The 25538-nt window shown below is 70.9% G+C and carries 26 protein-coding genes, 1 other RNA gene and 1 pseudogene; 15 read left to right on the top strand and 13 right to left on the bottom strand.

Annotated elements, in window-relative coordinates:
- Positions 1-5 precede the first annotated feature (5 nt).
- A complete protein-coding gene (locus F0344_RS26910; RefSeq protein ID WP_185301221.1) occupies positions 6-1673 on the bottom strand; it encodes an alkaline phosphatase D family protein in 1668 nt (555 codons plus the stop codon).
- A gap of 142 nt (positions 1674-1815) precedes the next feature.
- Between F0344_RS26910 and F0344_RS26905 the strand changes: the two genes are divergently transcribed.
- Together F0344_RS26905 and F0344_RS26900 are read left to right on the top strand one after the other, a co-directional pair.
- A complete protein-coding gene (locus F0344_RS26905; protein WP_185301220.1) occupies positions 1816-2571 on the top strand; it encodes an SDR family oxidoreductase in 756 nt (251 codons plus the stop codon).
- 76 nt (positions 2572-2647) lie between these two features.
- Positions 2648-3523, top strand: a complete 876-nt coding sequence (locus F0344_RS26900; protein WP_258050134.1) for a PhzF family phenazine biosynthesis protein — start codon at positions 2648-2650, stop codon at positions 3521-3523.
- Positions 3524-3569: 46 nt separating this feature from the next.
- On the opposite strand, the gene F0344_RS26895 is transcribed toward F0344_RS26900, so the two are convergent.
- Complete coding sequence (locus F0344_RS26895; RefSeq protein ID WP_185301218.1) at positions 3570-4181, bottom strand: TetR/AcrR family transcriptional regulator; 612 nt, start codon at positions 4179-4181, stop codon at positions 3570-3572.
- Between the two features lie 104 nt (positions 4182-4285).
- Here F0344_RS26895 and F0344_RS26890 point away from each other — a divergent pair, with 104 nt between their 5' ends.
- The 6 genes from F0344_RS26890 (at position 4286) to F0344_RS26865 (ending at position 10155) form a co-directional block, all read left to right on the top strand.
- Complete coding sequence (locus F0344_RS26890) at positions 4286-5734, top strand: MFS transporter (RefSeq protein WP_219732155.1); 1449 nt, start codon at positions 4286-4288, stop codon at positions 5732-5734.
- Positions 5735-5833: 99 nt separating this feature from the next.
- A complete protein-coding gene (locus F0344_RS26885) occupies positions 5834-6055 on the top strand; it encodes a hypothetical protein (protein ID WP_185301217.1) in 222 nt (73 codons plus the stop codon).
- Positions 6056-6141: 86 nt separating this feature from the next.
- Complete coding sequence (locus tag F0344_RS26880) at positions 6142-7044, top strand: glycosyltransferase family 2 protein (protein WP_185301216.1); 903 nt, start codon at positions 6142-6144, stop codon at positions 7042-7044.
- A gap of 156 nt (positions 7045-7200) precedes the next feature.
- A complete protein-coding gene (locus F0344_RS26875; RefSeq protein WP_185301215.1) occupies positions 7201-8652 on the top strand; it encodes a Gfo/Idh/MocA family protein in 1452 nt (483 codons plus the stop codon).
- Between the two features lie 42 nt (positions 8653-8694).
- The gene (locus F0344_RS26870; protein WP_258050133.1) at positions 8695-9708 is read left to right on the top strand and encodes an NEW3 domain-containing protein; all 1014 of its coding nucleotides are present in this window, start codon (positions 8695-8697) and stop codon (positions 9706-9708) included.
- Positions 9709-9876: 168 nt separating this feature from the next.
- Entirely contained in the window at positions 9877-10155 is a 279-nt protein-coding gene (locus F0344_RS26865; protein ID WP_185303043.1) for a hypothetical protein, read from the top strand.
- Positions 10156-10170: 15 nt separating this feature from the next.
- On the opposite strand, the gene F0344_RS26860 is transcribed toward F0344_RS26865, so the two are convergent.
- Both F0344_RS26860 and F0344_RS26855 read right to left on the bottom strand, forming a co-directional pair.
- Positions 10171-10362: a DUF6191 domain-containing protein gene (locus F0344_RS26860; RefSeq protein WP_185301214.1), complete on the bottom strand. Its 192-nt coding sequence runs from the start codon at positions 10360-10362 to the stop codon at positions 10171-10173.
- Between the two features lie 111 nt (positions 10363-10473).
- On the bottom strand, positions 10474-10965 hold the full coding sequence (locus tag F0344_RS26855; RefSeq protein ID WP_185301213.1) for a hypothetical protein: 492 nt from the start codon (positions 10963-10965) through the stop codon (positions 10474-10476).
- Between the two features lie 618 nt (positions 10966-11583).
- Between F0344_RS26855 and F0344_RS26850 the strand changes: the two genes are divergently transcribed.
- Positions 11584-12297 (top strand): antitoxin VbhA family protein, encoded by a 714-nt coding sequence (locus F0344_RS26850; protein WP_185301212.1) that lies wholly within the window; start codon positions 11584-11586, stop codon positions 12295-12297.
- Positions 12294-12863 carry a Fic/DOC family protein gene (locus F0344_RS26845; RefSeq protein ID WP_185301211.1) on the top strand — a complete coding sequence of 190 codons (570 nt, stop codon included), beginning with the start codon at positions 12294-12296 and terminating at the stop codon, positions 12861-12863. The genes F0344_RS26850 and F0344_RS26845 overlap by 4 nt, the downstream gene beginning before the upstream one ends.
- A 58-nt stretch (positions 12864-12921) precedes the next feature.
- On the opposite strand, the pseudogene F0344_RS36895 reads toward F0344_RS26845, so the two are convergent.
- Positions 12922-13155, bottom strand: a pseudogene (locus F0344_RS36895) (hypothetical protein); the annotation flags it as partial.
- 196 nt (positions 13156-13351) lie between these two features.
- Positions 13352-13753, bottom strand: an RNA gene (gene rnpB / locus F0344_RS26835) — RNase P RNA component class A.
- A 265-nt stretch (positions 13754-14018) separates the two neighbouring features.
- Between rnpB and F0344_RS26830 the strand changes: the two genes are divergently transcribed.
- Positions 14019-14759: a MerR family transcriptional regulator gene (locus F0344_RS26830; protein WP_185301210.1), complete on the top strand. Its 741-nt coding sequence runs from the start codon at positions 14019-14021 to the stop codon at positions 14757-14759.
- Entirely contained in the window at positions 14756-15613 is an 858-nt protein-coding gene (locus F0344_RS26825) for a hypothetical protein (protein WP_258050132.1), read from the top strand. The genes F0344_RS26830 and F0344_RS26825 overlap by 4 nt, the downstream gene beginning before the upstream one ends.
- 92 nt (positions 15614-15705) lie before the next feature.
- Here F0344_RS26825 and F0344_RS36150 read toward each other — a convergent pair whose 3' ends face one another.
- The gene (locus F0344_RS36150; RefSeq protein WP_258050332.1) at positions 15706-15834 is read right to left on the bottom strand and encodes a hypothetical protein; all 129 of its coding nucleotides are present in this window, start codon (positions 15832-15834) and stop codon (positions 15706-15708) included.
- A 264-nt stretch (positions 15835-16098) separates the two neighbouring features.
- Here F0344_RS36150 and yaaA point away from each other — a divergent pair, with 264 nt between their 5' ends.
- Positions 16099-16899: a peroxide stress protein YaaA gene (gene yaaA / locus F0344_RS26815; RefSeq protein ID WP_185301209.1), complete on the top strand. Its 801-nt coding sequence runs from the start codon at positions 16099-16101 to the stop codon at positions 16897-16899.
- 60 nt (positions 16900-16959) lie between these two features.
- A complete protein-coding gene (gene eda, locus F0344_RS26810; protein WP_185301208.1) occupies positions 16960-17598 on the top strand; it encodes a bifunctional 4-hydroxy-2-oxoglutarate aldolase/2-dehydro-3-deoxy-phosphogluconate aldolase in 639 nt (212 codons plus the stop codon).
- A 4-nt stretch (positions 17599-17602) separates the two neighbouring features.
- On the opposite strand, the gene F0344_RS26805 is transcribed toward eda, so the two are convergent.
- The 3 genes from F0344_RS26805 to F0344_RS26795 are packed head-to-tail and all read right to left on the bottom strand — an operon-like array spanning position 17603 to position 20441.
- On the bottom strand, positions 17603-18865 hold the full coding sequence (locus F0344_RS26805; RefSeq protein ID WP_185301207.1) for a bifunctional RNase H/acid phosphatase: 1263 nt from the start codon (positions 18863-18865) through the stop codon (positions 17603-17605).
- Positions 18865-19608 carry a zinc ribbon domain-containing protein gene (locus F0344_RS26800; RefSeq protein ID WP_185302911.1) on the bottom strand — a complete coding sequence of 248 codons (744 nt, stop codon included), beginning with the start codon at positions 19606-19608 and terminating at the stop codon, positions 18865-18867. Before F0344_RS26800 ends, F0344_RS26805 begins: the two co-directional genes overlap by 1 nt.
- Positions 19605-20441, bottom strand: a complete 837-nt coding sequence (locus tag F0344_RS26795; protein WP_185301206.1) for a Nif3-like dinuclear metal center hexameric protein — start codon at positions 20439-20441, stop codon at positions 19605-19607. Before F0344_RS26795 ends, F0344_RS26800 begins: the two co-directional genes overlap by 4 nt.
- A 287-nt stretch (positions 20442-20728) precedes the next feature.
- On the opposite strand from F0344_RS26795, the gene F0344_RS26790 reads away from it, so the two are divergent.
- On the top strand, positions 20729-22018 hold the full coding sequence (locus tag F0344_RS26790; protein ID WP_185301205.1) for a hypothetical protein: 1290 nt from the start codon (positions 20729-20731) through the stop codon (positions 22016-22018).
- Positions 22019-22398: 380 nt separating this feature from the next.
- Here the strand turns inward: F0344_RS26790 and F0344_RS26785 are convergent, their stop codons facing one another.
- The 3 genes from F0344_RS26785 to F0344_RS26775 all read right to left on the bottom strand — a co-directional run bounded on the left by F0344_RS26785 (position 22399) and on the right by F0344_RS26775 (position 25406).
- A complete protein-coding gene (locus F0344_RS26785) occupies positions 22399-23346 on the bottom strand; it encodes a 3-oxoacyl-ACP reductase (protein ID WP_185301204.1) in 948 nt (315 codons plus the stop codon).
- Between the two features lie 103 nt (positions 23347-23449).
- Positions 23450-24526, bottom strand: a complete 1077-nt coding sequence (locus F0344_RS26780; RefSeq protein ID WP_185301203.1) for a Zn-dependent alcohol dehydrogenase — start codon at positions 24524-24526, stop codon at positions 23450-23452.
- Between the two features lie 25 nt (positions 24527-24551).
- The gene (locus F0344_RS26775; RefSeq protein ID WP_185301202.1) at positions 24552-25406 is read right to left on the bottom strand and encodes a MaoC/PaaZ C-terminal domain-containing protein; all 855 of its coding nucleotides are present in this window, start codon (positions 25404-25406) and stop codon (positions 24552-24554) included.
- Positions 25407-25538 lie beyond the last annotated feature (132 nt).

Here is a 25538-nt window from a genome sequence, read left to right as displayed (position 1 = left end):
CGCTGTCAGGCGGGCGTGAGCCCAGGGTTTCCCGCCTCGGTCACGAAGGAGCCCGCGGTCGTCACGGCCGCACCGGGGGTCGTGACCCCCGACACCGTACGGAAGTCGGCGCGGGCCTCCTTCGTGCCGAAGGTGACCAGCGCGTAGCCCCGGCGGCCGTTGTAGAACTTCAGGTGCGGGTTGGCCTGCGTCAGGTTCGTCCAGTTCGCGGGCCGCTCCGCACCGTCCTTGCCGCTGCTGATGGACGTGGCGACGATCTCCGTACCGATGGTGCGGGAGGAGGGGTCGTCGAAGTCCTTCTTCAGGTCGAAGCCGTAGCCGACGTGCACATCGCCGGTCAGCACCATCAGGTTGTCGACCCCGGCGGCCTGCGCACCGTTCAGAATCCGCTGCCGGGAGGCCGGGTAGCCGTCCCACGAGTCCATGGACAGCTTGAAGGCGTCGGTCGGTACGTCCCGCCGCTGGGCGAGGACGACCTGCTGGGGCACCACGTTCCACCGGGCCCGCGAGGCGTGCCAGCCGTCGATCAGCCAGCGCTCCTGCTCGGCTCCCGTCATGGTGCGTGCGGGGTCCTGGGATTCGGGGCCCGGCACCTTCCAGCCGTCACCGAACGCCTGGTTGCTGCGGTACTGGCGGGTGTCGAGGATGTCGAACTGGGCCAGCCGGCCGAAGGTGAGGCGGCGGTAGAGCCGCATGTCCGGGCCGGTCGGCCGCTGCGGGGAGCGCAGCGGCTGGTTCTCCCAGTACGCGCGGTAGGCGGCTGCCCTGCGGAGCAGGAACTCCTCCGGCGGGACGTTGTTCTCGGGGGCGCCGCCCGCGTAGTTGTTCTCCGTCTCGTGGTCGTCCCAGGTGACGACGAAGGGGTGAGCGGCGTGGGCGGCCCGCAGGTCCGGGTCGGACTTGTAGAGGGCGTAGCGCAGCCGGTAGTCCTCCAGGGTGACCGTCTCGCGGTTGTAGTGGCCCGGGAGCGTGCGGTCGGTGTAGGCACGGGCGCCGCCGGTGGCGTTCACGGCGTACTCGTAGAGGTAGTCACCGAGGTGGAAGACCACGTCGACGTCCTCGTCGGCGAGGTGCCTGTACGCGGTGAAGTAGCCGTCGTGGTACGCCTGGCAGGAGACCGCCGCGATGCTCAGCGAGCTGTTGGCCGCGCCCGGGGCCGGGGCCGTGCGGGTCCGGCCTGCCGGGCTGATCCAGGTGCCGGCGCGGAAGCGGTAGTAGAAGACGCGGTCGGAGTCGAGTCCGTCGATGTCCACGTGGACACTGTGGGCGAACTCCGGATGGGCGGTGCTCCATCCGCGCCGGACGATGCGGCTGAAGCGCTCGTCGCGGGCGATCTCCCAGCGGACCCTGACGCGGGCGGCCGGCATCCCGCTGCCCGGCTCGTAAGGGCGCGGGGCGAGTCTCGTCCAGAGCAGCACGGAGTCGGGCAGCGGGTCGCCCGAGCCGACGCCGAGTGTGAAGGGGTCCTCGGTGATCTGCCGGGAGTCGAGTTCGGCGGCGCCGGCGGCGCCCGCGCTGGGGAGGTTGACGGCGAAGGCCAGTGCGGCCGCGGCGCCGGTGACGGTGAGGAAGCGGCGGCGGTCCAGTCCGGCGCCGAGATGCTGTGCGGCGGCGCGGAGTTCGGTCGAGTGGCCCGGCTGCGCAGGCGTTGCGGCGATCTGTGCGGGTGTCATGTGCCCCTCCCCTGACGGCTGCTGTCGGGGGAATTGGAATGCGGGGCGACGACCGACTGTTGTCGCGTGCACAACATCCCGATGGCAACCCGATGAGCACTGCGTGCCGTCCGCACCCCCACCTCCCGTACGCTACCGGGCCATGAACGCTGAGCGGCGGACCGCTGTCGTCACGGGTGCCGGGTCGGGAATCGGGAAGGCCGTGGCACTGGCCCTGGCCGGCGCGGGCTGGTCGGTGACCCTGGCCGGGCGACGGCCGGCGGCACTGGAGGAGACCGCGCGGGAGGCGGGGGCCGGCGACGCCCTGTGCGTACCGACGGACGTGGCCGACCCCGCCGAGGTGGCCGCGCTCTTCGCCGCCGTGCGCGAGCGGTTCGGCCGGATGGACCTGCTCTTCAACAACGCGGGGACGTTCGGGCCGCGCTCGGTGCCGGTCGAGGACATCGCGTACGAGGACTGGCGGGCCGTGGTGGACGTCAACCTGACGGGCGCGTTCCTGTGCGCGCAGGCGGCGTACCGGCTGATGAAGGAGCAGGACCCGCAGGGCGGCCGGATCATCAACAACGGTTCGGTCTCCGCGCACGCGCCGCGTCCGCACTCGATCGCGTACACCGCGACGAAGCACGCGATGACCGGGCTGACGAAGTCGCTGTCCCTGGACGGACGTCCGTACCGGATCGCCTGCGGGCAGATCGACATCGGCAACGCGGCGACGGAGATGACCGAGCGGATGCGGACCGGCATTCTCCAGGCCAACGGCGAACTGGCGGTGGAGCCGGTGATGGCGGCGGCGGACGTGGCGCGAACGGTGCTCCACATGGCGGAACTGCCGCTGGAGGCGAACGTGCAGTTCGCCACGGTCCTGGCGACGGCGATGCCGTACGTGGGCCGGGGCTGAGGCACGTCCGCCACCCGGTCCGGGCTCCGGCCCGTACCGGGGAATGCCTTCGGCGCGGACGGGGTTGAGCCGCTACATGAGTCAGCGTTCCGGTACCCCCGGCCTCTCCGCTTCCGCCGCCGGCATCCTGCGGTACACCGCCTTCTCGGCCGACCCCGAGGGCGGCAACCCCGCGGGCGTCGTCCTGGACGCCTCGGGGCTCGACGACACCGCGATGCTCGCCGTGGCCGCCGAACTCGGCTACAGCGAGTCGGCCTTCCTCACCGAGGCGAACGGCCGGGCCTTTACGATCCGCTACTTCAGCCCCAGGGCCGAGGTGCCGTTCTGCGGTCACGCCACCGTCGCGACCGCGATCGCCCTCGCCGAGCGCGACGGTCCGGGCGACCTGGTGTTCTCCACCCGGGCGGGTACGGTCCCGGTCACCGTCAGCCGTGAGGAAGGCGAACTGCGCGCCACGCTCACCAGCGTCGAGCCACAGGTCACGGAGGCCGGTCCGGAGGATCTGGCGGAGGCCCTGGCGGCGCTGGACTGGCCGGCCGCCGATCTGGACCCGGCCATGCCGCCCCGGATCTCGTACGCGGGCGCCCGGCACCTCGTGCTGGCCGCCGCCACCCGCGAACGGCTCGCGGACCTGAGTTACGACTTCGCGCGCCTCGAAGCGCTCATGCTCCGTCTCGACCTGACGACAATTCAGCTGGTGTGGCGCGAGGGCCCGGCGGTCTTCCACGTACGCGACCCGTTCCCGGTCGGCGGAGTGGTCGAGGACCCGGCGACAGGCGCGGCCGCGGCGGCCTTCGGCGCGTACGCGCGCGACCTGGCTCTCGTCCCGGAGGCCGCGGTCCTCACCCTTCAACAGGGCGAGGACATGGGCCGCCCCGGCACCCTGACCGTGGAGCTGCGCCCCGGCGACAGCCGCGTCCGGGTGACCGGCACGGGTACGCGCATCGGCTGACCGTGCGCCGGGGCTCCCGCGCGGCACACCCTGTCCACCGCGGCCCTCAGCTCACGTACACACCTGCCCTCGCCGCCACCGCGGCGGCTTCGGCCGCCCGGTCGGCGGCGGCTTCGTCGAGTGCGCCCCCGCCGGTCAGCAGCCGGTAGTAGAGCGGCGCCGACACGGCCCGGATCACCTCGGACGCGTCCGTACCCGCGGGCAGTTCACCGCGCTCGACCGCTGCCTCGACGCAGCCCGCCCACTCCTTGACGCGCACCTCGTAGAAGCGGTGCAGCGCCTTCGCCGTACGCGTGTCGCAGGTCGCCGCCGCGATCACGGACGTGAAGAGGGCGCCCTGACGCGGGTCGGTGAGCGTCCTGACGACGAGTCGGGCGTTGGCCGCGAGGTCCTGGTCGAGCGAACCCAGGTCCGTACGCGGTACGGACTGGTCGGCCATGTACGCGAGCAGGTCGGCGACCAGCCCGGCCGGAGTGGACCAGCGCCGGTAGACCGTCGTCTTGCCGACCTCCGCGCGTCGCGCGACATCGGCGAGGTCGAGCCCGCCGAAGCCGTGTTCGGCCAGGGCGTCGCCCGCCGCCCGCAGAACCGCGTCCCGCACCCGGGCCGTTCGCCCACCGGGCCGGACCATGCCCGGCTCACCGCCCTCAGCATCCATAACGGGTCTCCAGTTCCATTAGTGCGCCCTTTCCTGCTACGGTGACCCCCACCTTAACGGAACCAGGGAACCATTAAGTCGTCCCGCCCCAGGAAAGGGCTCCCATGTCCATCTCCAGCACGGCACCGGTCGCACCTGCGGCCCCGCAAGCAGCCGACCCTCGCATGACGGGACGGCAGAAGCTCGTCCTCACCCTCCTCCTCGGCGCCCAGTTCATGATCGCTGTGGACTTCTCCATCCTGAACGTGGCGCTCCCGGTCGTCGGCGAAGGCCTCGGCTTCTCCCTCTCCCACCTCCAGTGGATCGCCACCTCCTTCGCCCTCGCCGCCGCGGGATTCACCCTGCTCTTCGGCCGCATCGCCGATCTCGTCGGGCGCAAGCGCCTGTTCATCGGCGGCATGGTCCTCCTGGGCCTCTCCTCCGCACTGGGCGGCCTCGCCAACTCGCCCGAAGTCCTCCTCACCGCGCGGGTGCTGCAGGGACTCGCCACCGCCGCCGTCACCCCGGCCGGACTGGCGCTGCTCACCACCGCCTTCAAGGAGGGCCGACTGCGCGAACGCGCTCTCGGGCTCAACGGCGCGCTGATGTCGGCCGGGTTCACCGCCGGGGCCATCCTCGGCGGACTGCTCACCGATCTGCTCTCCTGGCGCTGGGCGTTCTTCGTCAACGTGCCGGTCGCCGCGCTCGTCGTCGCCCTCGCCCCGGCCGTCATCACGGACTCGCGCCCCGCCGTCCGCCCGAAGCTCGACGTGCCCGGCGCCGCGACCGTCACCGGCGGACTGCTGCTCCTCGTCTACGGACTGACCCAGGCGGGCGAAACCGGCTGGACCACACCCGCCACCCTCGCCGCCCTGCTCGCGGGCGCGGCGCTCCTCGTCGGCTTCTGGTTCATCGAGAAGCGGGCGGCGTCGCCGCTCGTCCCCGTACACATCCTGAAGCGCCGCAGCGTGATCTGGGGCAACACCACCGGTCTGATCGCCTTCGTCACCGAGACCTCCCTGGTCTTCCTCCTCACCCTCTACCTCCAGGAGGTCCTCGGATACTCACCGCTCGCCACCGGCCTCGCCTTCGGTGTCCTGGGCATCGGTACGGTGATCGGCGGCACCCTCGGTGGGCGCGCGGTGGGCCGTTTCGGCACCCGGCGCACCATCGCCTTCGGCGGGATCGTCCAGGCCGCCGCCACCCTGTCCCTGGTGGCGCTCGGAACCTCGGGCGGCTGGATCCAACTCCTGCTGGCCGCAACGTTCATCGGCGGCATCGGCAACATGCTGATGATCGTCGGCTTCATGGTCAGCGCCACCTCGGGCCTCCCCGACGAGGAGCAGGGTCTCGCCACCGGGCTGGCGACCATGACCCAGCAGGTCGGCATCACCCTGGGCATCCCGGTCATGAGCGCTATCGTCACCGCCCGCATGGGAGGGGCCACGGGGCCCGACGCGGTGCTGTCCGGAGTCTCGGTGGCCGTCCTGGTGAACTCCGCCCTCGTCCTGGCCGGCGCCCTGGCCGCCTGGTTCCTCCTCGGACGGCGCGAGACGCGGAGCCCGGCCGGGTGAGCCGGTCACCGATCATCCGGACGCGCCCGCGTCGGCACCCGCCGACCGGGCGCGTCGCGGCAGGATACGGACATGGTTCAGCCGCTGACCGTACCGAGCATGACCGCGGGACCCCATTTCGTCCTGCGCCCCTGGGAGCTGAGTGACCTCCCGCAACCGTGGATCACCGGGTCGGTACGGACCGCCGAGGCGGCCGGGTTCCGGCGCGAGGGCCTGCTGCGGAGCTGGCAGCGAGTGGGCGAGCGGCGCCGGGACATGCTCATGTACGCCTCCGTGAACGAGGAACGCCCTTCCGGTGGCCGGGCGGCGACGGACAGGTGAACCCCGAGGCGTTACGATCACGCGCACCGCAGCCCCGTCACCTAACCCGTCACCTAACCCGTCGCCGAACCCAGGAGTGCCGACCCTTGTCCGAACCACGCATCGGCGTATCCATCGTCACCATGGGAGACCGGCCGCAGCAGGTCGAGGCGCTGCTCGCGTCCGTGGCCATGCAGGACGTCCGGCCCACCCGGCTCGTCGTCGTGGGCAACGGCTCCCCGCTGCCGGACTTCAGCACCCTGCCCGGCCTGTCCGGTCTCGAGGGCGGTGTCACCACGATCGAGCTCGCCGAGAATCTGGGCTGCCCGGGCGGGCGCAACGTGGCCCTGAGCCGACTGGCCGAGCTGGGCGACGTGGACGTGGTCATCGAGCTGGACGACGACGGACTGCTGGTCGACAGCGGGGTGTTCCGCAAGGTCCAGGAGCTCTACGCCTCCGATCCCCGGCTCGGCATCGTCGGTTTCCGGATCGCGGACGAGCACGGTGAGACACAGCGCCGCCATGTGCCCCGGCTGCGCACCACCGACCCCATGCGGCGCGGACCGGTCACCGCGTTCCTGGGCGGCGGCCACGCGTTCTCGATGAAGATGCTCGCGGAGACCGGCACCTGGCCCGCCGAGTTCTTCTTCACCCACGAGGAGACGGATCTGTCCTGGCGGGCGCTGGACGCGGACTGGAAGATCCTCTACGAGCCCGATCTGCTCCTCCAGCACCCGAAGACCTCCCCGGCACGGCACGCGGTCTACTACCGGATGACGGCCCGCAACCGTGTCTGGCTGGCCCGCCGCAACCTGCCCCTGCCCCTGGTCCCCGCCTATCTGGGCACCTGGACCCTGCTCACCGTGGCACGGACCCGCTCACCGAAAGGGCTGCGGGCCTGGGCGGCCGGCTTCGCCGAGGGGGTACGGACCCCGTGCGGCCCGCGCAGCCCGATGCGCTGGCGCACGGTGTGGCGCATGACGATGCTGGGCCGCCCCCCGGTGATCTGAACGGGCCCCCGGCGAACCGGGCATCTCCGACGCTCACGGGATGCTTGGTTTTGCTCAGAACACGGCTTCTGCGAACACCTATTGACATGCGACCGACATTCCGGCGAGAGTCGTTGCCGCCAGTGATGCCGGTCACACGACAGGAGCGTTGTCGCCATGTCCGAAATACCCGCAGTCTCACGCCGTTTGGTTCTGGGAGGAACGCTGGCCACGGGGGCACTCGCCGCCGGGATCGGCTCGGCCGCCGGCGCCGCGGCAGCACCCGCGCCGACCGCCCCCTCCGCACTGGCGGGAGCCGCCGCACCGCGTCGCGCGCCCGGCCAGAAGTCCATGGTCAACGTGCCGTTCGAGCCGTACGCGACCGTCCGCGTCGGTGTGATCGGACTCGGGAACCGGGGTTCCGGAATGACGACGGGCTGGTCCGTCATCCCCGGCTGCACCGTGACGGCGGTGTGCGACATCCGCGCCGACCGCGTGAAGCGCACCGCCGACGGGCTGGTGGCGAAGGGGAAGCCGCGCCCTGCGGAGTTCGGCGGCTCCGCCGACTCCTGTGCCGAGATGCTCAAGCGCGACGACATCGACCTCGTCTACATCGCGACGCCCTGGGAGTTCCACCACGAGCAGGGCAAGGCCGCGCTCCTGTCCGGCAAGCACGTGATCGTCGAACTCCCCGTCGCCACCGAGCTGGACGAGCTGTGGGACCTCGTCGACACCTCGGAGCGCACCCGCAAGAACCTGATGCTCGCCGAGAACTGCAACTACGGCCGCAACGAGATGGCCATGCTGAAGATGGCCCACGAGGGCCTGTTCGGCGACATCACCAACGGCCACGGCGGCTATCTGCACGACCTGCGCGCCCTGCTCTTCTCCAACACGTACTACACCGACTCCTGGCGCAGGCTCTGGCACACCCGCTCCACCGCCTCCTTCTACGCCATGCACGGCCTCGCCCCGATCGCGGCGGCCATGGACATCAACCGCGGCGACCGCATGACCACGCTGAAGGCCACCGCCACCGCGCCGAAGGGCCTCGCCGACTACCGGGAGCGCTTCGTCCCCAGGTCCCACCCGTCGTGGAACGAGACGTACGTCAACGGCGACCTCGTCAGCTGCGCCATCGAGACGGCGAACGGCAGGACCATCCGGGCCGACCACGACGTGAGTTCGCCCCGCCCCTACAGCCGCATCAACACCCTGGCCGGGAGCCGAGGCATCTTCGAGGACTACGCCGGTACTTCGACGACGGGCGGACGCGTCTACGTGGAGCCGGACCACGGCGGCCACTCCTGGCGCGACTTCGACACGTACCGCAAGGAGTTCGACCACTGGCTGTGGAAGAAGATCGGTGACGACGCCGCGAACAACGGCGGCCACGGCGGCATGGACTACGTCCTGCAGTGGCGCACCATCCAGCTGATGCGGGCCGGACTGGTCCCCGACATCGACGTGTACGACTCCGCCGTCTGGTGCGCGCCCGTCCCCCTGAGCGTCATGTCCCTGGCCGACAAGGGCCGCCCGGTCGCCGTCCCCGACTTCACCCGGGGCTCCTGGGTCAACCTGCGTACGGGCCTGGACTCGCGCGAGACGGACATGCCCCCCGTCGCATAGCCGCACCCTCCCACCCAGGCGTCCCCGTCGAAGGAGCAGACCTTGAGACCCGTACGACTGATCACCCCGCTCAGAGTCCTGGCCGTGGCAGCGGCCCTGCTGATTCCTGCCGGGGCGGCCGTCGCCGCACCCGCCGCGTCCGCTTCGTCCGCCGCGTCCGCAGCCGACGGGGCGAAGACCGAGGTGACCATCTCATCCGTCGACCTCGACGGCCCGGCCATCTCCTCGGTGGACGTCACCGTCAAGAACGCGGGCCCGCAGCGCCTGCGTTCACTGCGGGTCACGTTCGCCGGACCCACCGGATGGGCGGTCCAGCCGTCCCTGAAGCACGTGGACGGCTCCCTGGCCACGGGCGCCTCGGCCACGACGACCTTCCGCATCCAGGTCCCGGAGAAGCGGGACGGGTTCGTCATCCGTACGTTCAAGGCGACGGCGACGTACACGGGCGGGGACGGCATGGGCTCCGCCACCGGCACCCGCTCGGAACGCAGCGGCGAGCCGCGGGCGAACCTCGCGGCCGCGTACAACGGCGTGGCGATCACCGACGAGTCCGCGACGACGGCCGGGAACTACGACGGCGAGGGCAACAGCTTCTCCGCGCAGAAGCTCGCCGCGGTCGGCCTGACCCCCGGAGCATCCGTCAGCGCCCTCGGCGCCACCCTGACCTGGCCGGATGTAGCGGCCGGCACGACGGACAACGTGGCGAGCTCGGGGCAGGCGATCACCCTGAGCGGCAAGGGCAGCAAGCTGGTGTTCCTCGGCTCGGGCGTCGGGAGTTCCGCCACGGGCAGCAGCACCGTGTACTACACCGACGGCACGACCACGACGGGCTCGTTCGGCTTCCCCAACTGGTCCTTCGACCCGGTCACCGCGCACGGCGCCACGCTGGTCAAGTCGACCGACGGCCGCAACCGCCAGGACGGTTACGGCAACGCCACCGTGAAGTACAGCGTCTTCGCCCACTCGGTCCCGCTGGACCCGTCCAAGACGGTCGACTTCGTGGTCCTGCCCGCGAACGCCGACGTCCACCTCTTCGACATGGCGATCGCTCCCTGACCGTTGCGGCTCGGGCCCACGAAGGGGGGCGAGCCCGGGGGTGGGGCCGGGTCGCACCGACGCGGGAGCTAGCGTTCGCGATGTGCACCCGGTGCGGCGTCCCTGCCGCCGAGGCACGTCCCGCCGCTCGCATGCCGGTCATGCCTGACCCGCCCTCATGGAGGCTTCATGACCGTGCCGGTTCCCCTCGCTTTCACTCCCGCCGAGCATCGCGTCGGCACGCCCGTGACCAAGCTCGGCGGGCAGCCCGTCTGGCTGGAGCAGCCCGCCTGGCCGCTGTCACGGTCGAGTGGCGAGCCCATGCAGTTCCTTGGGCAGCTCGCCGTGGACCGGCTGCCGTTCTGGATCAACTTCGGTGACGGCGGAGTGGGTTACGCCTTCCTCTCGCCGGACGGGCTGGAGGGCCGTTTCCTCTGGCAGTCGCCCGGGGACGAGGAGGCGTGGTGACGCGCCGGGCCGCCGTCAGCCGTCCTCGGGGTCCTGCGGCTCCGGGGAACGCGCGGGGCGTATCAGGACCACACCGCTGGTGAGGTCTACCGGCCCCCTGCCCGGATCGGCGTCCCCGGCCTCCTCCAGGACCAGCTCCTGCCTGCGCCGCTCTTCCTCGGTGTGCCGCCTACTGGGTGCGAACAGCTGGTCGAAGGTACCGAACATGACCACTCCTTACTGTCGGCGCGGTAGTCCGCCGGGCCGGGCATGCGGAAGTGCTGTGCCGTCGAGGTGTCAAGGGTGCTCCTTCAGCCGACAGGCCGAAGGGTCCGCACGCTACTTGCCTCGGACACCGGCCAGATAGGCGGCGAGCCTCGGCTTGTCATCCTCGATGTGCTCCAGGATGGCCTCCGCCGTCTCACGGCGCCGGGTACCCAGTTCGCGGTAGACGAGCCACAGACCGTTTCGTGCGGCTGCCCTGCACTGATCGCCGAGGTTGGTATTACCCAAGGCGATCTCGTCCTTGGCGGACTCACCCATCACGATCTGCAGGAGGAGTTCCACGACAGCATCGCGGGCATCGGCCGACATCTCGTCGAGAAGGGCTGCCAGGAGAACGGAGACTGTCGGCAGTGCCGCACTGTGGAGCTGCGACTGCACCACCACGACATTCTCGAGTTCCCAGTAGACGCCCATGACCTCGTCCTCACCGGCGGCCGCGAACAGGCGACGCAGGGCACCGGGCACAGCGTTCGACCGGTCGCCGAGGGTGCGAAAATCCTCCCACCGTATACGGCCGATCTCGATTTCGGCCAGGTTCCTGCTCACTGCATATACTTCCTGTTCGAGAGAATCAATTCGACCACGCCAAGCCCGGATCGTACGTGGCGTCCGGCTGGAATTACTACTTCTTGTACCGGCCTTGGCAATCGGTGCACACGGGTATCTCCACCCATTTCTTCATGCGCCATCCGAATTCCTTCGTGAAGATAACAATGGCCGGCCCTCTGCCCGATTGCGGACAAGCCTGTCGACTTCATCGCCAACGACGCGGCCATCAAGGCCGCAGCGGGCAAGTGGAGCAACATCACCTTCGGTCTGCGTGCCCCGCAGAGCGCGGAGGATGCCAAGGACGTCTACAGCTGGAAGAAGTTCAAGCCCGACGCCAAACTGATCGTCGAGTTCAACCGTCCGCCGAAGGCGCCGTGGGCGCTGGACACCTCGCCGAGTACCAAGGTCGGTACGAACGAGTGCGGTAACGGCAGCACGTACGTGACCCTCGGCAACACCGGCGTCACCCTGACCGGGGACAAAGGCGCGGACTGCTGCCCTCCAGTGCCGCAAAGGGCAACGCCTCCGCTCCAAGTAGTTGCACATATTGCACTTGGTTCACTTGTTTCATATGGTTGACGGTGATAGCAGCCACTCAAAGTTGGGGACGCACCCATGCCCGTGACCGACCAGGAACAGAAACCGGCCAAGCAGAAGAAGCACCCCACCGACGACAGTACGACGACCCTCAGTTACGAGGTCGACTCCCACACCCGGAAGAAGGTGCCGCGCAAGCGCCCCACTGAGAACCCGTCGGCACTGCGTGGGACCCAGGCGCAGCGGACGCGGAAGAAGCAGCGTAAACGCAGCGTCGAGGAGGCCGTGCCATGCCTGCGTGACGCCCTCACCAGCAGTGCCGAGACGTTCCACATCACCGTCGCGGAAGCGGGCAAGGTCACCATGGAGGTGCCACGTGAAGCCCTGGCTGTCCTCATGGAGACCATGGCGCTCATTACCTCCGGCCGCGCGGTCGAGGTAATCGCCAAGAGTATGGAGCTGTCCACTATCCAGGCAGCGAAGAGCCTCGGTGTCTCCCGGCCGCACCTGGTCAAGCTGCTTGACAAGGGCGTGATCGACTTCCGCATGGTCGGCACCCACCGCCGTGTGGACGTCGCATCCCTAGAGGGCTACCGACGACGCGAACAGAACGAGCAAGCCCAACGTCGCCAAGCGGCGGTCGCCTCCGCCATCGGCTCCACCGAGGCCGAGGGGCTGCGCGTCAGCGCAGACACCACCGCCGGCCTCGACGCCTACGCACGCGGAGAACTCGACGCCGCAGCCTTGCGCGCCCGCACCCTTGCCCGCTACACCCGTAAGGCCGCTGAGTGACCGACCCCTACAGCGAGCCCAACGGCGTCCTCCGAAACAGTCTCGGCATCACCGACGCAACCGAGCTCTCCGAGGCCGAAGCGGACATCGCCGCCGTGGAACTCGCCATCCTGGACGCCGAGCCGCTGCCTGGCAGCTACGACCTCGCACACCTGCAAGCGTTACACCGGCAGATCTTCGGCAGCGTGTACCCGTGGGCCGGGGAGCTACGAACCATTGAGATCTCCAAGGGCACCTCGTTCTGCCCGTCGATCCACATCGTCTCCTTCGCGAAGGAGGTGTTCCACAAGCTCGCCGACAACGACCACCTGCAAAGCTTGGACCGCCTGGAGTTCATCCAAGCCCTGGCCGACCTGTATGGCGATGTGAACGCCATCCACCCCTTCCGGGAAGGCAACGGTCGCACCCAGCGCGCCTTCCTCGCCCAACTCGCCCGCGAAGCCGGATACGCCATCTCCTGGCAGGACATGGACCAAGAGGAGAACATCGCCGCATCGGTGGCCGGCTTCAACGCGAACAACGACCTACTGGAGAAGATGCTCGACGCCCTGGTACGTCCCGCCTGACTGGCGTCCGCCGGCGGCGCCGTCACCGAGATCGGTCTGCCGGTCACGACCTCTCAGCTCAGTCATCGAAGGCGACGAGTTCCCATGCAAGATCGTCCCAGGTTCCTTCCCGGACCGCCCGGGAGGCAGACTCCTTGAGTTCCAGAGCGACCTGAGAGCAGAGGAACTGCGTGATGCCCATAATCGTGAGCCGGACCTGATTCCAGTACGGGCCGGCCTCCCAGAGGAATGAGCCCGCGCCGCAGAACGGGTCGAGCAGATCCCGCGTCAGCCTGGATCCTGCAAGATGGGCAACCGCCTTGGAGACGCCCTTGTGGCTGGTGAACTCCCCTGCCCCCTTGTGGCGACGCTCGAAGTCAACAACGGCCCGGCGCCCGAGGGGCTTTCGAGGGACGTTTTGCCGCCTGACGTGGCAAGCCCGCTAAAGATCGGAAAGGGCCTCCGACCCAGGTCGGAGGCCCTTTCCGAGCCAAAGCCCCAGGTGGAGGCAGACGAGTCGGGCTGTACGCCGGGTTCTGTCGCCCGGTCGCCTCGCGGCGGCCGGGGAGACGGCCATCCATCTAGGACCGGCATTGCTGCCGGTCTCGTGCGGTCTACCCGTGAACTCGGGCGGGCCGCCCTCGAACGTTCACGCAGAGCCGTCTTGCGACGGCTCTTCTTGACCTTGCTCCGGGTGGGGTTTACCTAGCCGCCTGAGTCACCTCAGGCGCTGGTGGTCTCTTACACCACCGTTTCACCCTTACCCGGGACCGAGGTCCCGGGCGGTCTGTTTTCTGTGGCACTGTCCCGCGAGTCACCTCGGGTGGCCGTTAGCCACCACCCTGCCCTGTGGAGCCCGGACGTTCCTCGGGAGGATCCGAAGATCCTCACGCGGCCGTCCGCCCGGCTCGTCTGCCGTGCCGCCCATGCTACCCGCCGGAGCCGGGAAGCCTTCCAGCAGGACGTCCGCCTGCGTGAGCGGTTCGTGCGGCATGGCACTCATGTCACGCCCCTTCCTCGGTCGCTCGCCGGATTGGGACATCGGTGGACCCGCCGTCCGTGAGATGGGAGTGCTTCCCTCGATCGTGGCACAGGACCACCTCGGCTCGCCGGAGGTCGGCCCCTCCCCCCGCACGCGCTTGACCTTGACGCAACGGCAAGGTTTCTACTGGGCTCATGCGCATCGGAGAGATCGCCGCGCTCGTCGGAGTCACCTCCCGGGCCATTCGGCACTACCACCACATCGGGCTGCTGCCCGAGCCCGAACGGCGGGGAAACGGCTACCGGACGTACAGCGTGCGCGACGCCGTCCTGCTGGCCCGTATCCGGCGGCTGACCGAGCTCGGGCTCGGGCTCGACGAGGTGCGCGATGTCCTCGCCGACGACGAAGGGCGCGAGCTCGCCGAGGTACTGGGTGAGCTGGATGCCGACCTGGCCCGCCAGGAGCAGGAGATCCGGGACCGGCGCCGGCGGCTGGCCGAGCTGCTGGAGCGGCCCGTGGGTACTGAGCAGCCCGTCCCACGCGAGCTGGCCGAACTGCTCGGGACCTCGCCCGCCCCGCACTCACCGGCCGCCGCCAGGGACCGCGAGCATCTGGCGCTGCTCCATTCCACCGGGATGGGCGGCGAGGGCTTCGCCGCGCTGCGGGCGCTGGCCGACGATCCGGCCGTACTCGGGCTGTACGAGCGGATGGACGCACTCGCTTCCGCCTCCGCCGACGACCCGCGGATCGCTCGGCTGGCCGCCGACCTGGTCGCCGTCGTGCCCGACGCCGCGCTGGAGTCGGTCCCGGACGATGGCCCCGCCCCGACCGGCTTCGGAGAGGCGCTGCTCGCCGACTATCCGCCCGCGCAGGCCGAGGTCGTACGCCGGGTGATGACCGCCATGACCGACCGGGTGAACAGGAGGAAGCGATGAGCGTACGGATGGCGCGGATGCCGGCATGGGTGGTGCTGCCCCTGGAACTGCCCCTGGTGGTGTGCCTCGTGGCCGGCGTACGGATACCGGCCGCGGTCCTCCTCGGGGCAGAACTGCTGGTGCTCGCCGCGCTGGTCCTGGAGAGCTGGGTGCTGTGGCGGCTCTACGCGGCAGGCCGCCGGGCGGGTTCGGACCGTCGCGAGGCGCTGCGCGACGGGGTACGCGCCCTGGTCCCCGTACCGGTCCGACGGCTCCTCGCGCACGAGATGCGGGCCCTGTACAGCCTCGCCCTGTGGATCGTGCGCCGCCGCCACGGTGTGGCCGGCGACGCCCTGGCCGTCCCGTACACCGGGCCGCAGACCGCGATGATGTACGGCCTGGTCTTCGTCTCCGTCATCGAGACGGTGGCACTCGCCCTGGTGATCCCCTGGCCCGTCGTCCACGCCGTCCTGCTGGTCGTCGACGTGTACGGCGTGGTCCTCGTCCTCGCCCTGCACGCGGCCTGCGTGACGCGGCCGCACGTGATCGGCGCGGACGGCTCGCTCCGCATCCGCTACGGCGGGCTCTTCGACCTCGCCGTGCCCGCCGCCTCGGTGGCGTCCGCCCGGGTCGACCGGCGCTACCCCGAAGGCGGGCTGGTCCGGCTGAGCCCGGACGGGGTGCTCGATCTCGCGGTGGGCGGCCAGACGACGGTGACCGTGGAACTGACGGAACCCATCGGATTCGTACGCCCGCTGGGCAAGGCCGGCCTGGCCCGGACGGTCCGCTTCCACGCCGACGACCCACGGGCCGCGGTCGCCGCCCTCACGCGGGTGCGAACAGCACCTTCGCCGCACCCGGTTCCGCCTGTATGAGCCGCACCCGCAGCCGCTCCCCCAGCGGGAGCCTCGCGTGGTCCCCTCGATCCGGGCGACGATCGCCGGGTCCTCGATGTGGTTGGTTCCCGTCAGTCGATGTGCAGAGCCTGCGCGGAGCGCCTCAGCAGGATGACGGCGCCGTCCGGGGCGACGGGCAGCGTACGCGGGATGCCGGTGCCCGCGTCCGCCACCAGCACGTGTATGGGACGGCGGGGCATGTCCCGAGCGCAGGGCTGGGGCGGGGGTGGGGCATCCCGGGCCTGGGGTGGGGGTCCGTTCCTCACCCTGCGGGGACCCTCCCGCACGCCCCGGACCGGCCGGCGGGTGGGTGCCTGTGGGCCGTGCCACCGGCGGTGGCCAAGGGACCTGTGTGCGCCCGTGCCGCCGTGGGTGACCGGGGGAACCTGTGGAGCGGTGCAGGAGGGGCGCCCACTACGGACCCGTACCCTTGCAGGGCCCCACCTGCGTATGAAGGAGACACCGTGCTCGTCCTGTTGCCGCCCTCCGAAGGAAAGGCCGCCTCGGGGCGTGGTGCGCCCCTGAAGGTGGAGAGCCTGTCCCTGCCGGGTCTGGCCGCCGCGCGGGAAGCGGTCCTCGGCGAGCTCGTCGAACTGTGCGTTGCCGACGAGGAGAAGGCCCGCGACGTGCTCGGGCTCAGCGAAGGGCTGCGCGGCGAGATCGCGAAGAACGTCGGGCTCCGCACGGCGGGGACGCGTCCGGCCGGGGAGATCTACACCGGGGTGCTGTACGACGCCCTGGACCTGGGCTCGCTGGACACCGCTGCCCGTCGGCTGGCCAACAAGTCGCTGATGGTCTTCTCCGGGCTCTGGGGCGCGGTGCGGGTCGGCGACCGGATTCCTTCGTACCGCTGCTCGATGGGTGTGAAGCTGCCCGGTCTCGGCGCGCTCGGCTCGTACTGGCGGACCCCCATGGCGGAGGTCATGCCGGAGGCCCCCGGGGGCGGACTCGTGCTGGATCTGCGGTCCTCGGCGTACACCGCCGCGTGGAAGCCGAAGGGCGTGGTCGCCGAGCGCACGGCGAGCGTGCGGGTGCTGCAGTCGCAGATGGTGAACGGGGTCGAGAAGCGGTCCGTGGTCAGCCACTTCAACAAGGCGACCAAGGGCCGGATGGTACGGGAACTGCTCATGGCCGGGGCTCGGCCGAAGAGCCCCGCGGAGCTCGTGGACGTACTGCGGCAGCTCGGGTTCGTCGTGGAGGCGCGGGCACCCGAGCGGGCCGGGCGGGCGTGGGCACTCGACGTGGTGGTGACGGAGATCCACTAGAGCGTTGCATAATATGCAACGCTCATTGCGTGGAGTGTTTCGGCGCGGCAGGATGAGGCCATGACCTCTCCCGCTCCCGCCCTGCCCCGCGTCCTCGATCTCGCACCCGTCGTCCCCGTCGTCGTCCTGGAGGACGCGGCGGACGCGGTGCCGCTCGCCCGGGCCCTGGTCGCGGGCGGGCTTCCGGCGATCGAGGTGACCCTGCGGACGGCGGCGGCGCTGGACGCGATCCGGGCGATCGCGGTGGATGTGCCGGACGCGGTGGTGGGCGCGGGCACGGTGATATCCGTACGGAATGTCGAGGACAGCGTGGCCGCGGGGGCCCGGTTCCTCGTGAGTCCGGGGTGGACGGACGCGCTGCTGGATGCGATGAAGGCGTCGGGGGTGCCGTTCCTGCCGGGTGTCTCCACGACGTCCGAGGTCGTCGCGCTGCTGGAGCGCGGCGTGACGGAGATGAAGTTCTTCCCGGCCGAGGCGGCAGGCGGTACCGCCTATCTCAAGGCGCTGTCCGCACCCCTTCCGCAGGCCCGCTTCTGTCCCACGGGCGGCATCTCGCCCGCCTCGGCTCCGACGTATCTGGCGCTGCCGAACGTCGGTTGTGTGGGCGGCAGTTGGATGCTGCCCGGCGATGCTGTGGCGGCGAAGGACTGGGACCGGGTGGAGCGGCTGGCGCGTGAGGCGTCGGCGTTGCGGGGCTGAGCCGTCAGCGCAGGTGCGAGGTGTCGTTCAGGAGGCGTACGGAGGCGTTGCCGTCGGCGTAGTAGGCCACGGTCGAGACGGATGCCGCCGAGAGTTCCATGCGGAACAACGACTCCGGCGGGGCTCCCAGCGCCAGCCTGACCAGGGTTTTGATCGGGGTCACGTGGGTGACGAGAAGCACGGTGCGGCCCTGGTGGCGGGCGATGAGGCGGTCGCGGGCGGCCGAGACGCGGTCGGCGACCTCGGCGAAGCTCTCACCGCCGCCCGTGGGGGCCACGTCCGGGGAGGCCAGCCAGGCGGTCAGGTCGGAGCCGTACCGCTCGCGCACCTCGCCGAACGTCAGGCCTTCCCAGGCACCGAAGTCCGTCTCGCGCAGATTCTCGTCGATACGGACGTCGAGGCTCAGGCGCCCGGCCACGGCGGCCGCCGTCTCGCGGCAGCGGCGCAACGGTGAGCTGACGATCTCCTGGATGGTGCCCCGGTCGGCGAAGGCCCGTGCGGCGTGGGCGGCCTGCCCCCGGCCGGCGACCGAGAGTTCGGGGTCGCTGCCGCCGCTGCCGGAGAAGCGCTTCTCGGGGGTGAGGACGGTCTCCCCGTGCCGCAGCAGGACGAACGTGGCGGGCGCGCCCAGGTCGGGCGCCGTCCCCCAGCCGGTCCGCGGCGTGGTGGCGGGGGCGACGGGCGCCGCGGTCGTCGCCCGGGAGGCCATGGCCGCGCGGGCCTTCGCCGCACCGGCCACGGCGTCGCCGGGCGGGCCGGTGACGGGCGGGAGGTCCAGGGGGACCGCCGGGGAAGCGGCGTCGAGGGCCGCCGTCGAGGACGAGGGCTCCCACTGCCTGCCCCGCTTGCCGGCGTCCATCGCCTCGTTGGCGAGCCGGTCCGCGTGCTTGTTCTCGGCGCGCGGGATCCACTCGTACGTCACGGAGGCCGGGGGAAGGATCCGGGCGGCCTCGGCCGCCAGGGGCTTCATGTCGGGATGCTTGATCTTCCAGCGGCCCGACATCTGCTCGACCACCAGCTTCGAGTCCATCCGGACGTGCACCCGCGGGGCGTCGTCCGAAGGGAACAGCGCCTTCGCGGCCTTGAGGCCGGCGATGAGGCCCTTGTACTCGGCCACGTTGTTCGTCGCGACGCCGATGTACTCGGCGGCCTCGGCGAGCGGTTCGCCCGTCTGCGGATCGATGACGACGGCGCCGTAGCCGGCGGGCCCCGGGTTGCCCCGGGAGCCGCCGTCGGCCTCGACGACCAGCTGGTGGGGAGGGGGCATTACAGGCCCGACTCCGAGGTACGGATCAGGATGCGGTGGCAGTTCTCGCAGCGCAGCACGGTGTCCGGGGACGCCGCCTTCACATCGTTGACCTCGGTGATGTTGAGCTCCAGCCGGCAGCCCTCGCAGCGCCGCTGGTAGAGGCGGGCCGCTCCGACGCCGCCCTGCTGGGCGCGCAGCTTGTCGTACAGCTTGAGGAGGTCGGCGGGCACGGCGCCCGCGACGACCTCGCGGTCCTTGGTGAGGGTCGCCGCCTCGGCGTCCAGCTCATGGATCGCCGCGTCACGGCGGGCGATGGCGTCGTCGAGCTTGGCCTGGACGGCGGAGACCCGCTCGGTCAGCTCGGTGACCCGCTCCTGGGCACCTTCACGGCGCTCCATGATTTCGAGGACGACGTCCTCCAGGTCACCCTGGCGCTTGGCCAGCGAGACGATCTCGTGCTGGAGGTTCTCCAGGTCCTTGGGTGAGGAGACCGCACCGGAGTCGAGCCGCTGCTGGTCGCGGACGGCGCGCTGGCGCACCTGGTCGACGTCCTGCTCCGCCTTGGTCTGCTCGCGGGTGGTGTCGCCCTCCTCGGTCTGGGAGGCGACCAGCAGGTCACGCAGCTGGGCGAGGTCGTTGCTGAGCGCGTCGATCTCGGCGTGCTCGGGCAGCGACCGGGCCTTGTGGGACGCCTGCGACAGACGTACGTCGAGGGCCTGGACTTCGAGGAGTCGGATCTGGTCGGCGGGCGCGGCGTTCAGTTGGGGGCTCCAGAAGAGTGGTGGGTGGTCCAGGGGTCGGTGACCCGCTTCGAGACGTGGACCCGCAGGCCCCATCCGTGGCGGTCGGAAATCGCGTCGAGCTGTGCGGCGGCCTGCTCGCACCAGGGCCATTCGGTGGCCCAGTGTGCGGCGTCGACCAGACCGAGCGACGAGTGCTGGACGGCCTCGGAGGCCGGGTGGTGGCGCAGGTCCGCGGTCAGGTACGCGTCGACGCCCGCGGCGCGCACGGCGTCGAAGAGGCTGTCGCCGGACCCGCCGCTCACGGCGACGGTACGCACGAGCGCGTCCGGGTCGCCCGCGAGCCGGATGCCCTGCGCGGTGGCGGGGAGCCGGACGGCGGCGCGTGCGGCGAACTCGCGGAGGGTCTCGGGGTGGTCCAGCTCGCAGATCCGGCCGAGCCCGCGGTGCCCCTTGGGGTCGGTCGGGTCCGGTACGAGGGGTCCGGTGACGCGCAGGTCGAGGGCGCCGGCGAGGGCGTCGGAGACTCCGGGGTCGGCGGTGTCGGCGTTGGTGTGCGCGACGTGCAGCGCGACGCCGTTGCTGATGAGGCCGTGCACGACCCGGCCCTTGAAGGTGGTGGCCGCGACCGTCGTCGTACCGCGCAGATAGAGCGGGTGATGGGTGACGATCAGCTGGGCACCGAGGGTCAGGGCTTCGTCGGCGACGGCCTGGACGGGGTCCACCGCGAACAGGACCCGGTCGACATGGGCGTCCGGGTCTCCGCAGACGGTGCCGACCGCGTCCCACCCTTCGGCCCGCTCGGGGGGCCAGAGGGCGTCGAGCTCGGCGATGACTTCAGACAGACGGGGCACGAGGAAAGGCTACCTTCCGTCCGCGCCCCGCCGTTCATGGCTGCCGGGAGCCCGTGGGAGCGGACCGGCAGCCGGCTACGAATCGTTACTTCACGAGGTCGGCGCGCAGGTCGTCGCCACAGGCACTTCTCAGGACTGCCCAACCTTCGCATCCCGCCCCCAGCACAACCACCCTCTGCCTCTCAGGCGAATACGGACATCGCCACCCTTATGTGTGAAGCGCGCGTGGTGGCGTTGTTCGGCAGGAAGTGCGAAAACTAGCTTCGGTTGCCGGAGGTGATGGCTGCATGACTGCCTGTGCCATCGAGGGTGAGACCACCGGGGCCACCGCCACGGTGGAGCCGCTGGACGAGGACCCGGGCGAGCCCGGAGAGCCGGAAGCCGCCGTTTCGGGCCATGGAGTGCCGGGGAACGGCCTGCCCGGTGAAGCCGCGCCGGCCGTTCCGTCGCCTCTGCCCCCGCCGCCGTTCACGATCACCGCTGACGGTTCGTACGCGGCACGGCTCACGGCCGCCCCGGCAGCACCCGGCGAGGACCGCGCCTGGTATCCGGAGCGCTGGACCCTGGACGGGCCCGAGCCGTACGCGGTGCCGCTCCCGCTGGACCAGCCCGAGGAGCGGGACTCCGATGTCGTGCCTCTCGCCGACGGGCGGGTCCTCATCCGGCGGCTGGTAGCCGACCGCCACGCCTTCTCTCTGCTCTACCCCACCGGCCCCGGGACGGGAGAGCTCCCACTGGGCGCGATCGAATGCACCGGACTGACGCTGCTGCCGCCGTCACCGGACGGCGGGAGCGTCTTCGCCCTGGTGGCCGGTGAACGCTCCACGGCCGTCTGGCTGGTGGCGGGCGGCGCCTTCGGTCCCGAACATGTCGCCGAGATCCCGGGGCACTGTTCCGGCGGAGTGTGGCTGGACCGGGCGGGGCGGCTGCTGGCACTGGACCGGAAGCTGCCGGGCCGCGGCCCGGTGAAGGCGGTCGCCGTCGACCTGGAACGGGGCGGCGAGGTGACGCCACTCCTCCAGATCGCGGCGGAGAGCAACGACCGGCTGCTGCTGGCCGACGCGGACAGCGGGCTGCTGCTCATCCGTTCCGACGCGCCGGGCCACGACCGGCTCGGCTGGGGCGTGCTCGGCAGCTCGCTGCCGGTGCGGTTCCCGGAGTGCCTGCGCCCGGCCGATGTCGCGGTGACGCCCTTCGCCGTACAGCCGGGGCAGATGCTGATGCCGGAGAGCTGTGCGGTGGCGCTGCGGATCGACGGGGCCGCGGGCAGCTGGGTGGGAGTGTGGCGTCCGGCGGGCCGCCGGCTGCACCAGTTCGCCGCGCCCGAGGGGTGGCAGGCCGGTTGCGGTTCCTGGAGCCGGGAGGGCGTACTGCGTCTCCCGTACGCGCACGCCGCGGCCCCGTGCGCGGTGGCATTGGTCGACGCTCCGGCGGACAGGGAGGAGTACCGGCCCGGGGACCCGTCTGACCAGGCAGGAAGCGGAGCGGAACCATCCGCGGCTCCCGTGCCTCCTGTGGTGTGTAAGCCGGTTCCGTTGGGGCAGGCGCCTCTCCTGGGGCGCCTGGCGCCTGGTTGAATCCGGAGCCTGGGCCACGCATCCGTATGACGGGGCGGTCGCCGACGGTGACCGCGTCGGATGGCGGTGGCGTGGCTTGCGACACACACGTAAGCGATCACAACGGGGTGACTTCCCACATGTCTGAAGCCCGAACCGACACGACCCAGACGCGCCCGCCGGGGGCGGACGCGCAACGGGCCGAAGCCGGCGGCTCCGGAAAGCACCGAGGGGGTGCGGCGATGGAGAACACGGCCACGCGAACGTATGGCCGCCACCGCCGCCTCTCCGAAGGGGGTGGCGGAGCGGCCGCCTGAGCCGCGCCGCACAACAGGATCCGACCGGGACGGGGGAGGGCCGCCACGGCCGTTACGGCTGTGGCGGCCCTCTCCCGTCGGTGACTACTCGCGTTTCAGGCCGAGGACTTCGACCGCCGCGAAGGTCTCGTGCGGCGGGCGGTCCTCGTAGTACGGAGTGATCAGCCCGTCGAGCTCGTCGAAGGTGAAGGTCTCCTTGGACGAGTCGAACCTGGCCGCCACCCTGGGCCGTTCGACGATCGCGACCATGCCGCCGTGCACGACGAGCAGCTGGCCGTTGACCTGGGAGGCCGCCGGGGAAGCCAAGTAGCCCACGAGCGGGGAGACATGCTCGGGAGCCAGCGCGTCGAGGCGACCGTCCGCCGGTTCCTGGAAGCCGGCGAAGACGTCCTCCGTCATACGGGTACGGGCCCGCGGACAGATCACGTTGGCGGTGACGCCGTAACGGGCCAGCGCCTGGGCGGTGGAGGTCGTGAGGCCGACGATGCCCCCCTTGGCCGCCGCGTAGTTCGGCTGACCGGCCGAGCCCGCGAGGAACGCCTCGGACGAGGTGTTGACGATCCTCCCGTAGACGGGACCACCGGCCCCCTTGGAGCGGGTGCGCCAGTGGGAGGCGGCGAAATGCGTGGTGTTGAAGTGGCCCTTGAGGTGGACCCGGATGACGGAGTCCCACTCGTCCTCGGTCATCGAGAAGATCATCCGGTCCCGCAGGATGCCCGCGTTGTTGACGAGGATGTCGAGCTTTCCGTAGGTGCTCACGGCCAGTTCGACCAAGGCGCGGGCCTGCTCGTGGTCGGAGACGTCACCGAGGTGGGCGACCGCACGGCCGCCGGCCGCCCTGATCTGCGCGGCGACCTCCTCGGCGGGCGCGGCCGATGCCGCGCCCGAGCCGTCGCGGCCGGGCTGCCCGTAGTCGTTGACGACGACGGCCGCGCCGAGCCGCGCCAGTTCCAGCGCCTCGGCGCGTCCGAGGCCTCGGCCGGCGCCGGTGACGATCGCGGTGAGCCCGTCCAGGGGAAGAGGATGTGACATCGCAGCCCTCAGCGTCCTTCTCTAGTGGTCGTTCCCGGTCCTTCTCGGCCTTCCCGGCCCTTCCCGGCCCGTGCCGGCCCTCCCCGGCCTTTCGGCGGGGCGGTCAGAGCTCGATGCAGGTGCGCAGCGACTCGCCGGTCCTCATCTGGTCCAGGGCGTCGTTGATGCCGTCGAGCCGCACCCGGTGGGTGATCATCGATTCGAGGTCGATGCGGCCCGCGCGCCACAGGGCGATGGCCCGCTCGTAGGACCGCAGCACGTCCCCGCCGCCGTACATGGAGGGCAGGATCCGCTTCTCGTCGAAGAACAGCTCGAACATGTTGGCCTGGAAGTTGTCGTCCATGGCGCCCGCGCCGACCACGCAGAGCGTGCCACCGCGCCGGGTGTTCTCGTACGCGGTCCGGGCCGTCACCGACTTCCCGACGACCTCGAAGACGTAGTCGAAGCCCTCGCCCGCTGTGATCCGCTGCCTGGCGTCGGCGAGTCCGTCCGGAGACACCGCCTCGGTCGCACCGAAGCGCAGTGCCGCCTCGCGGCGCGAGGCGACCGGGTCGACGGCGACGATCTGGGCGGCGCCCTGGACCCGCGCGCCCTGGATCGTGGAGATGCCGACCCCTCCGCAGCCGATCACGGCGACCGACGAACCCGCCTCGACCTGTGCGGTGTTGATGGCGGCGCCGAGCCCGGTGGTGACGCCGCAGCCGATCAGTGCGGCGATGTCGAAGGGCAGGTCGTCAGGGATCGGCACCGCGCAGCCCGCACCGACGACGACCTCCTCGGTGAAGGTGCCGGTGCCCGCGAAGCCGAAGACGTCACCGCCGGGGCGCTTGAAGTTGGGCGTGCCCGCGTTCATGAATCCGGCGAGGCAGAGGTGCGTCTGTCCGCGCCTGCACGAGGGGCAGGCGCCGCAGGCGGGCAGCCAGCAGACGAGGACGCGGTCACCCTGGGCGAGCCCGGTCACCCCGTCGCCGATGTCGATGACCTCGCCCGCGCCCTCGTGTCCGGGGATGAAGGGGGCGGGCTGCGGCAGCACTCCGCTCATCGCGGAGACGTCGGAGTGACAGAGCCCGGTGGCCCGGATGCGGAGTTTGACCTTTCCGGGGCCGAAGCCCACCGCCTCGACGTCGTCGAGGACTTCCAGCTTGTCCTGGCCTATCTCGTGCAGTACGGCTGCGCGCATGGTGCGGCTCCCCTCGTGGAGTGGTTCAGGAGTATTCGACGAGCGTGCTGTCGAGGACCGGTGCGCCGTCCCGTTCGACGGCGCAGACCGTCACCGCGGTGCGGGTGTCCGAGGTCCACATGTCGATACGGAGGGTTTCGCCGGGGAACGCGACACCGGCGAAGCGGGTGCCGCACGAGCGAATCCTGGCGACGTCTCCGCCGAGCACCGTGTCGGCGACGGCCTTGACCGCCATGCCGAAGGTGCACAGCCCGTGCAGGATCGGCCGGTCGAAACCGGCTAGCGCGGCGAAGTCGGGATCGGCGTGGAGCGGATTCCAGTCACCGGACAGCCGGTACAACAGGGCCTGGTCCTCTCGGACCCGACGCTCCACCGTGCGGTCGGGCACCACGGCCGGCCGGGCGAATTTCGTGGAGGGGCCGCGTTCGCCGCCGAAACCGCCTTCACCGCGTACGAAGATCTGGGACTCGTTGGTCCACAAGGGGCCCTCGTCGTCCGCCGCCTCGGTGCGCAGCACGATGACGGCCGCGGTGCCCTTGTCGTACACGGCCGCGACCGCGGCGCTCTGCACAGCGCGTCCCTGGACGGGGACCGGCCGGTGCACCTGTACGGACTGGGCTCCGTGCAGGACGGAGGCGAGTTCGATGTCGATACCCGGCAGTGAGACCACGCCGGCCACGGCCTTCCCCGCGCCCGCGACGGTGGTGAAGGTGGGGAGCACGTGGAGCCGTGACTCCAGGGTGTAGCGCAGCTCGCCGGGGTCGGTGGGCGGAATGCCCGCGCCGAGGCCGAGGTGGTAGAGCTGGATGTCTTTGTGCTCCCAGCGGATCTCGGCGGTCCTGGGTGCGGCGGCGACCGCCTTCACGGCATCAATGGGCATGGGGGATCTGCTCCTTGATGGTTGGTCCTGCGGGCGGGGAGACCCCGGCACGGCCGTCCGCACCGGCGGCCGCACCGAGGTCGCGTGCGGACCGGCCCCGCTCTTCCTCCCACGCGTTCTAGAACGTGTTCT

The organism is Streptomyces finlayi (assembly GCF_014216315.1).
In the GTDB taxonomy this organism is placed as follows: domain Bacteria; phylum Actinomycetota; class Actinomycetes; order Streptomycetales; family Streptomycetaceae; genus Streptomyces; species Streptomyces finlayi_A.
The sequence above is the reverse complement of the archived record's forward strand: the minus strand, read 5'-3'. Positions and strand labels throughout refer to the sequence as shown.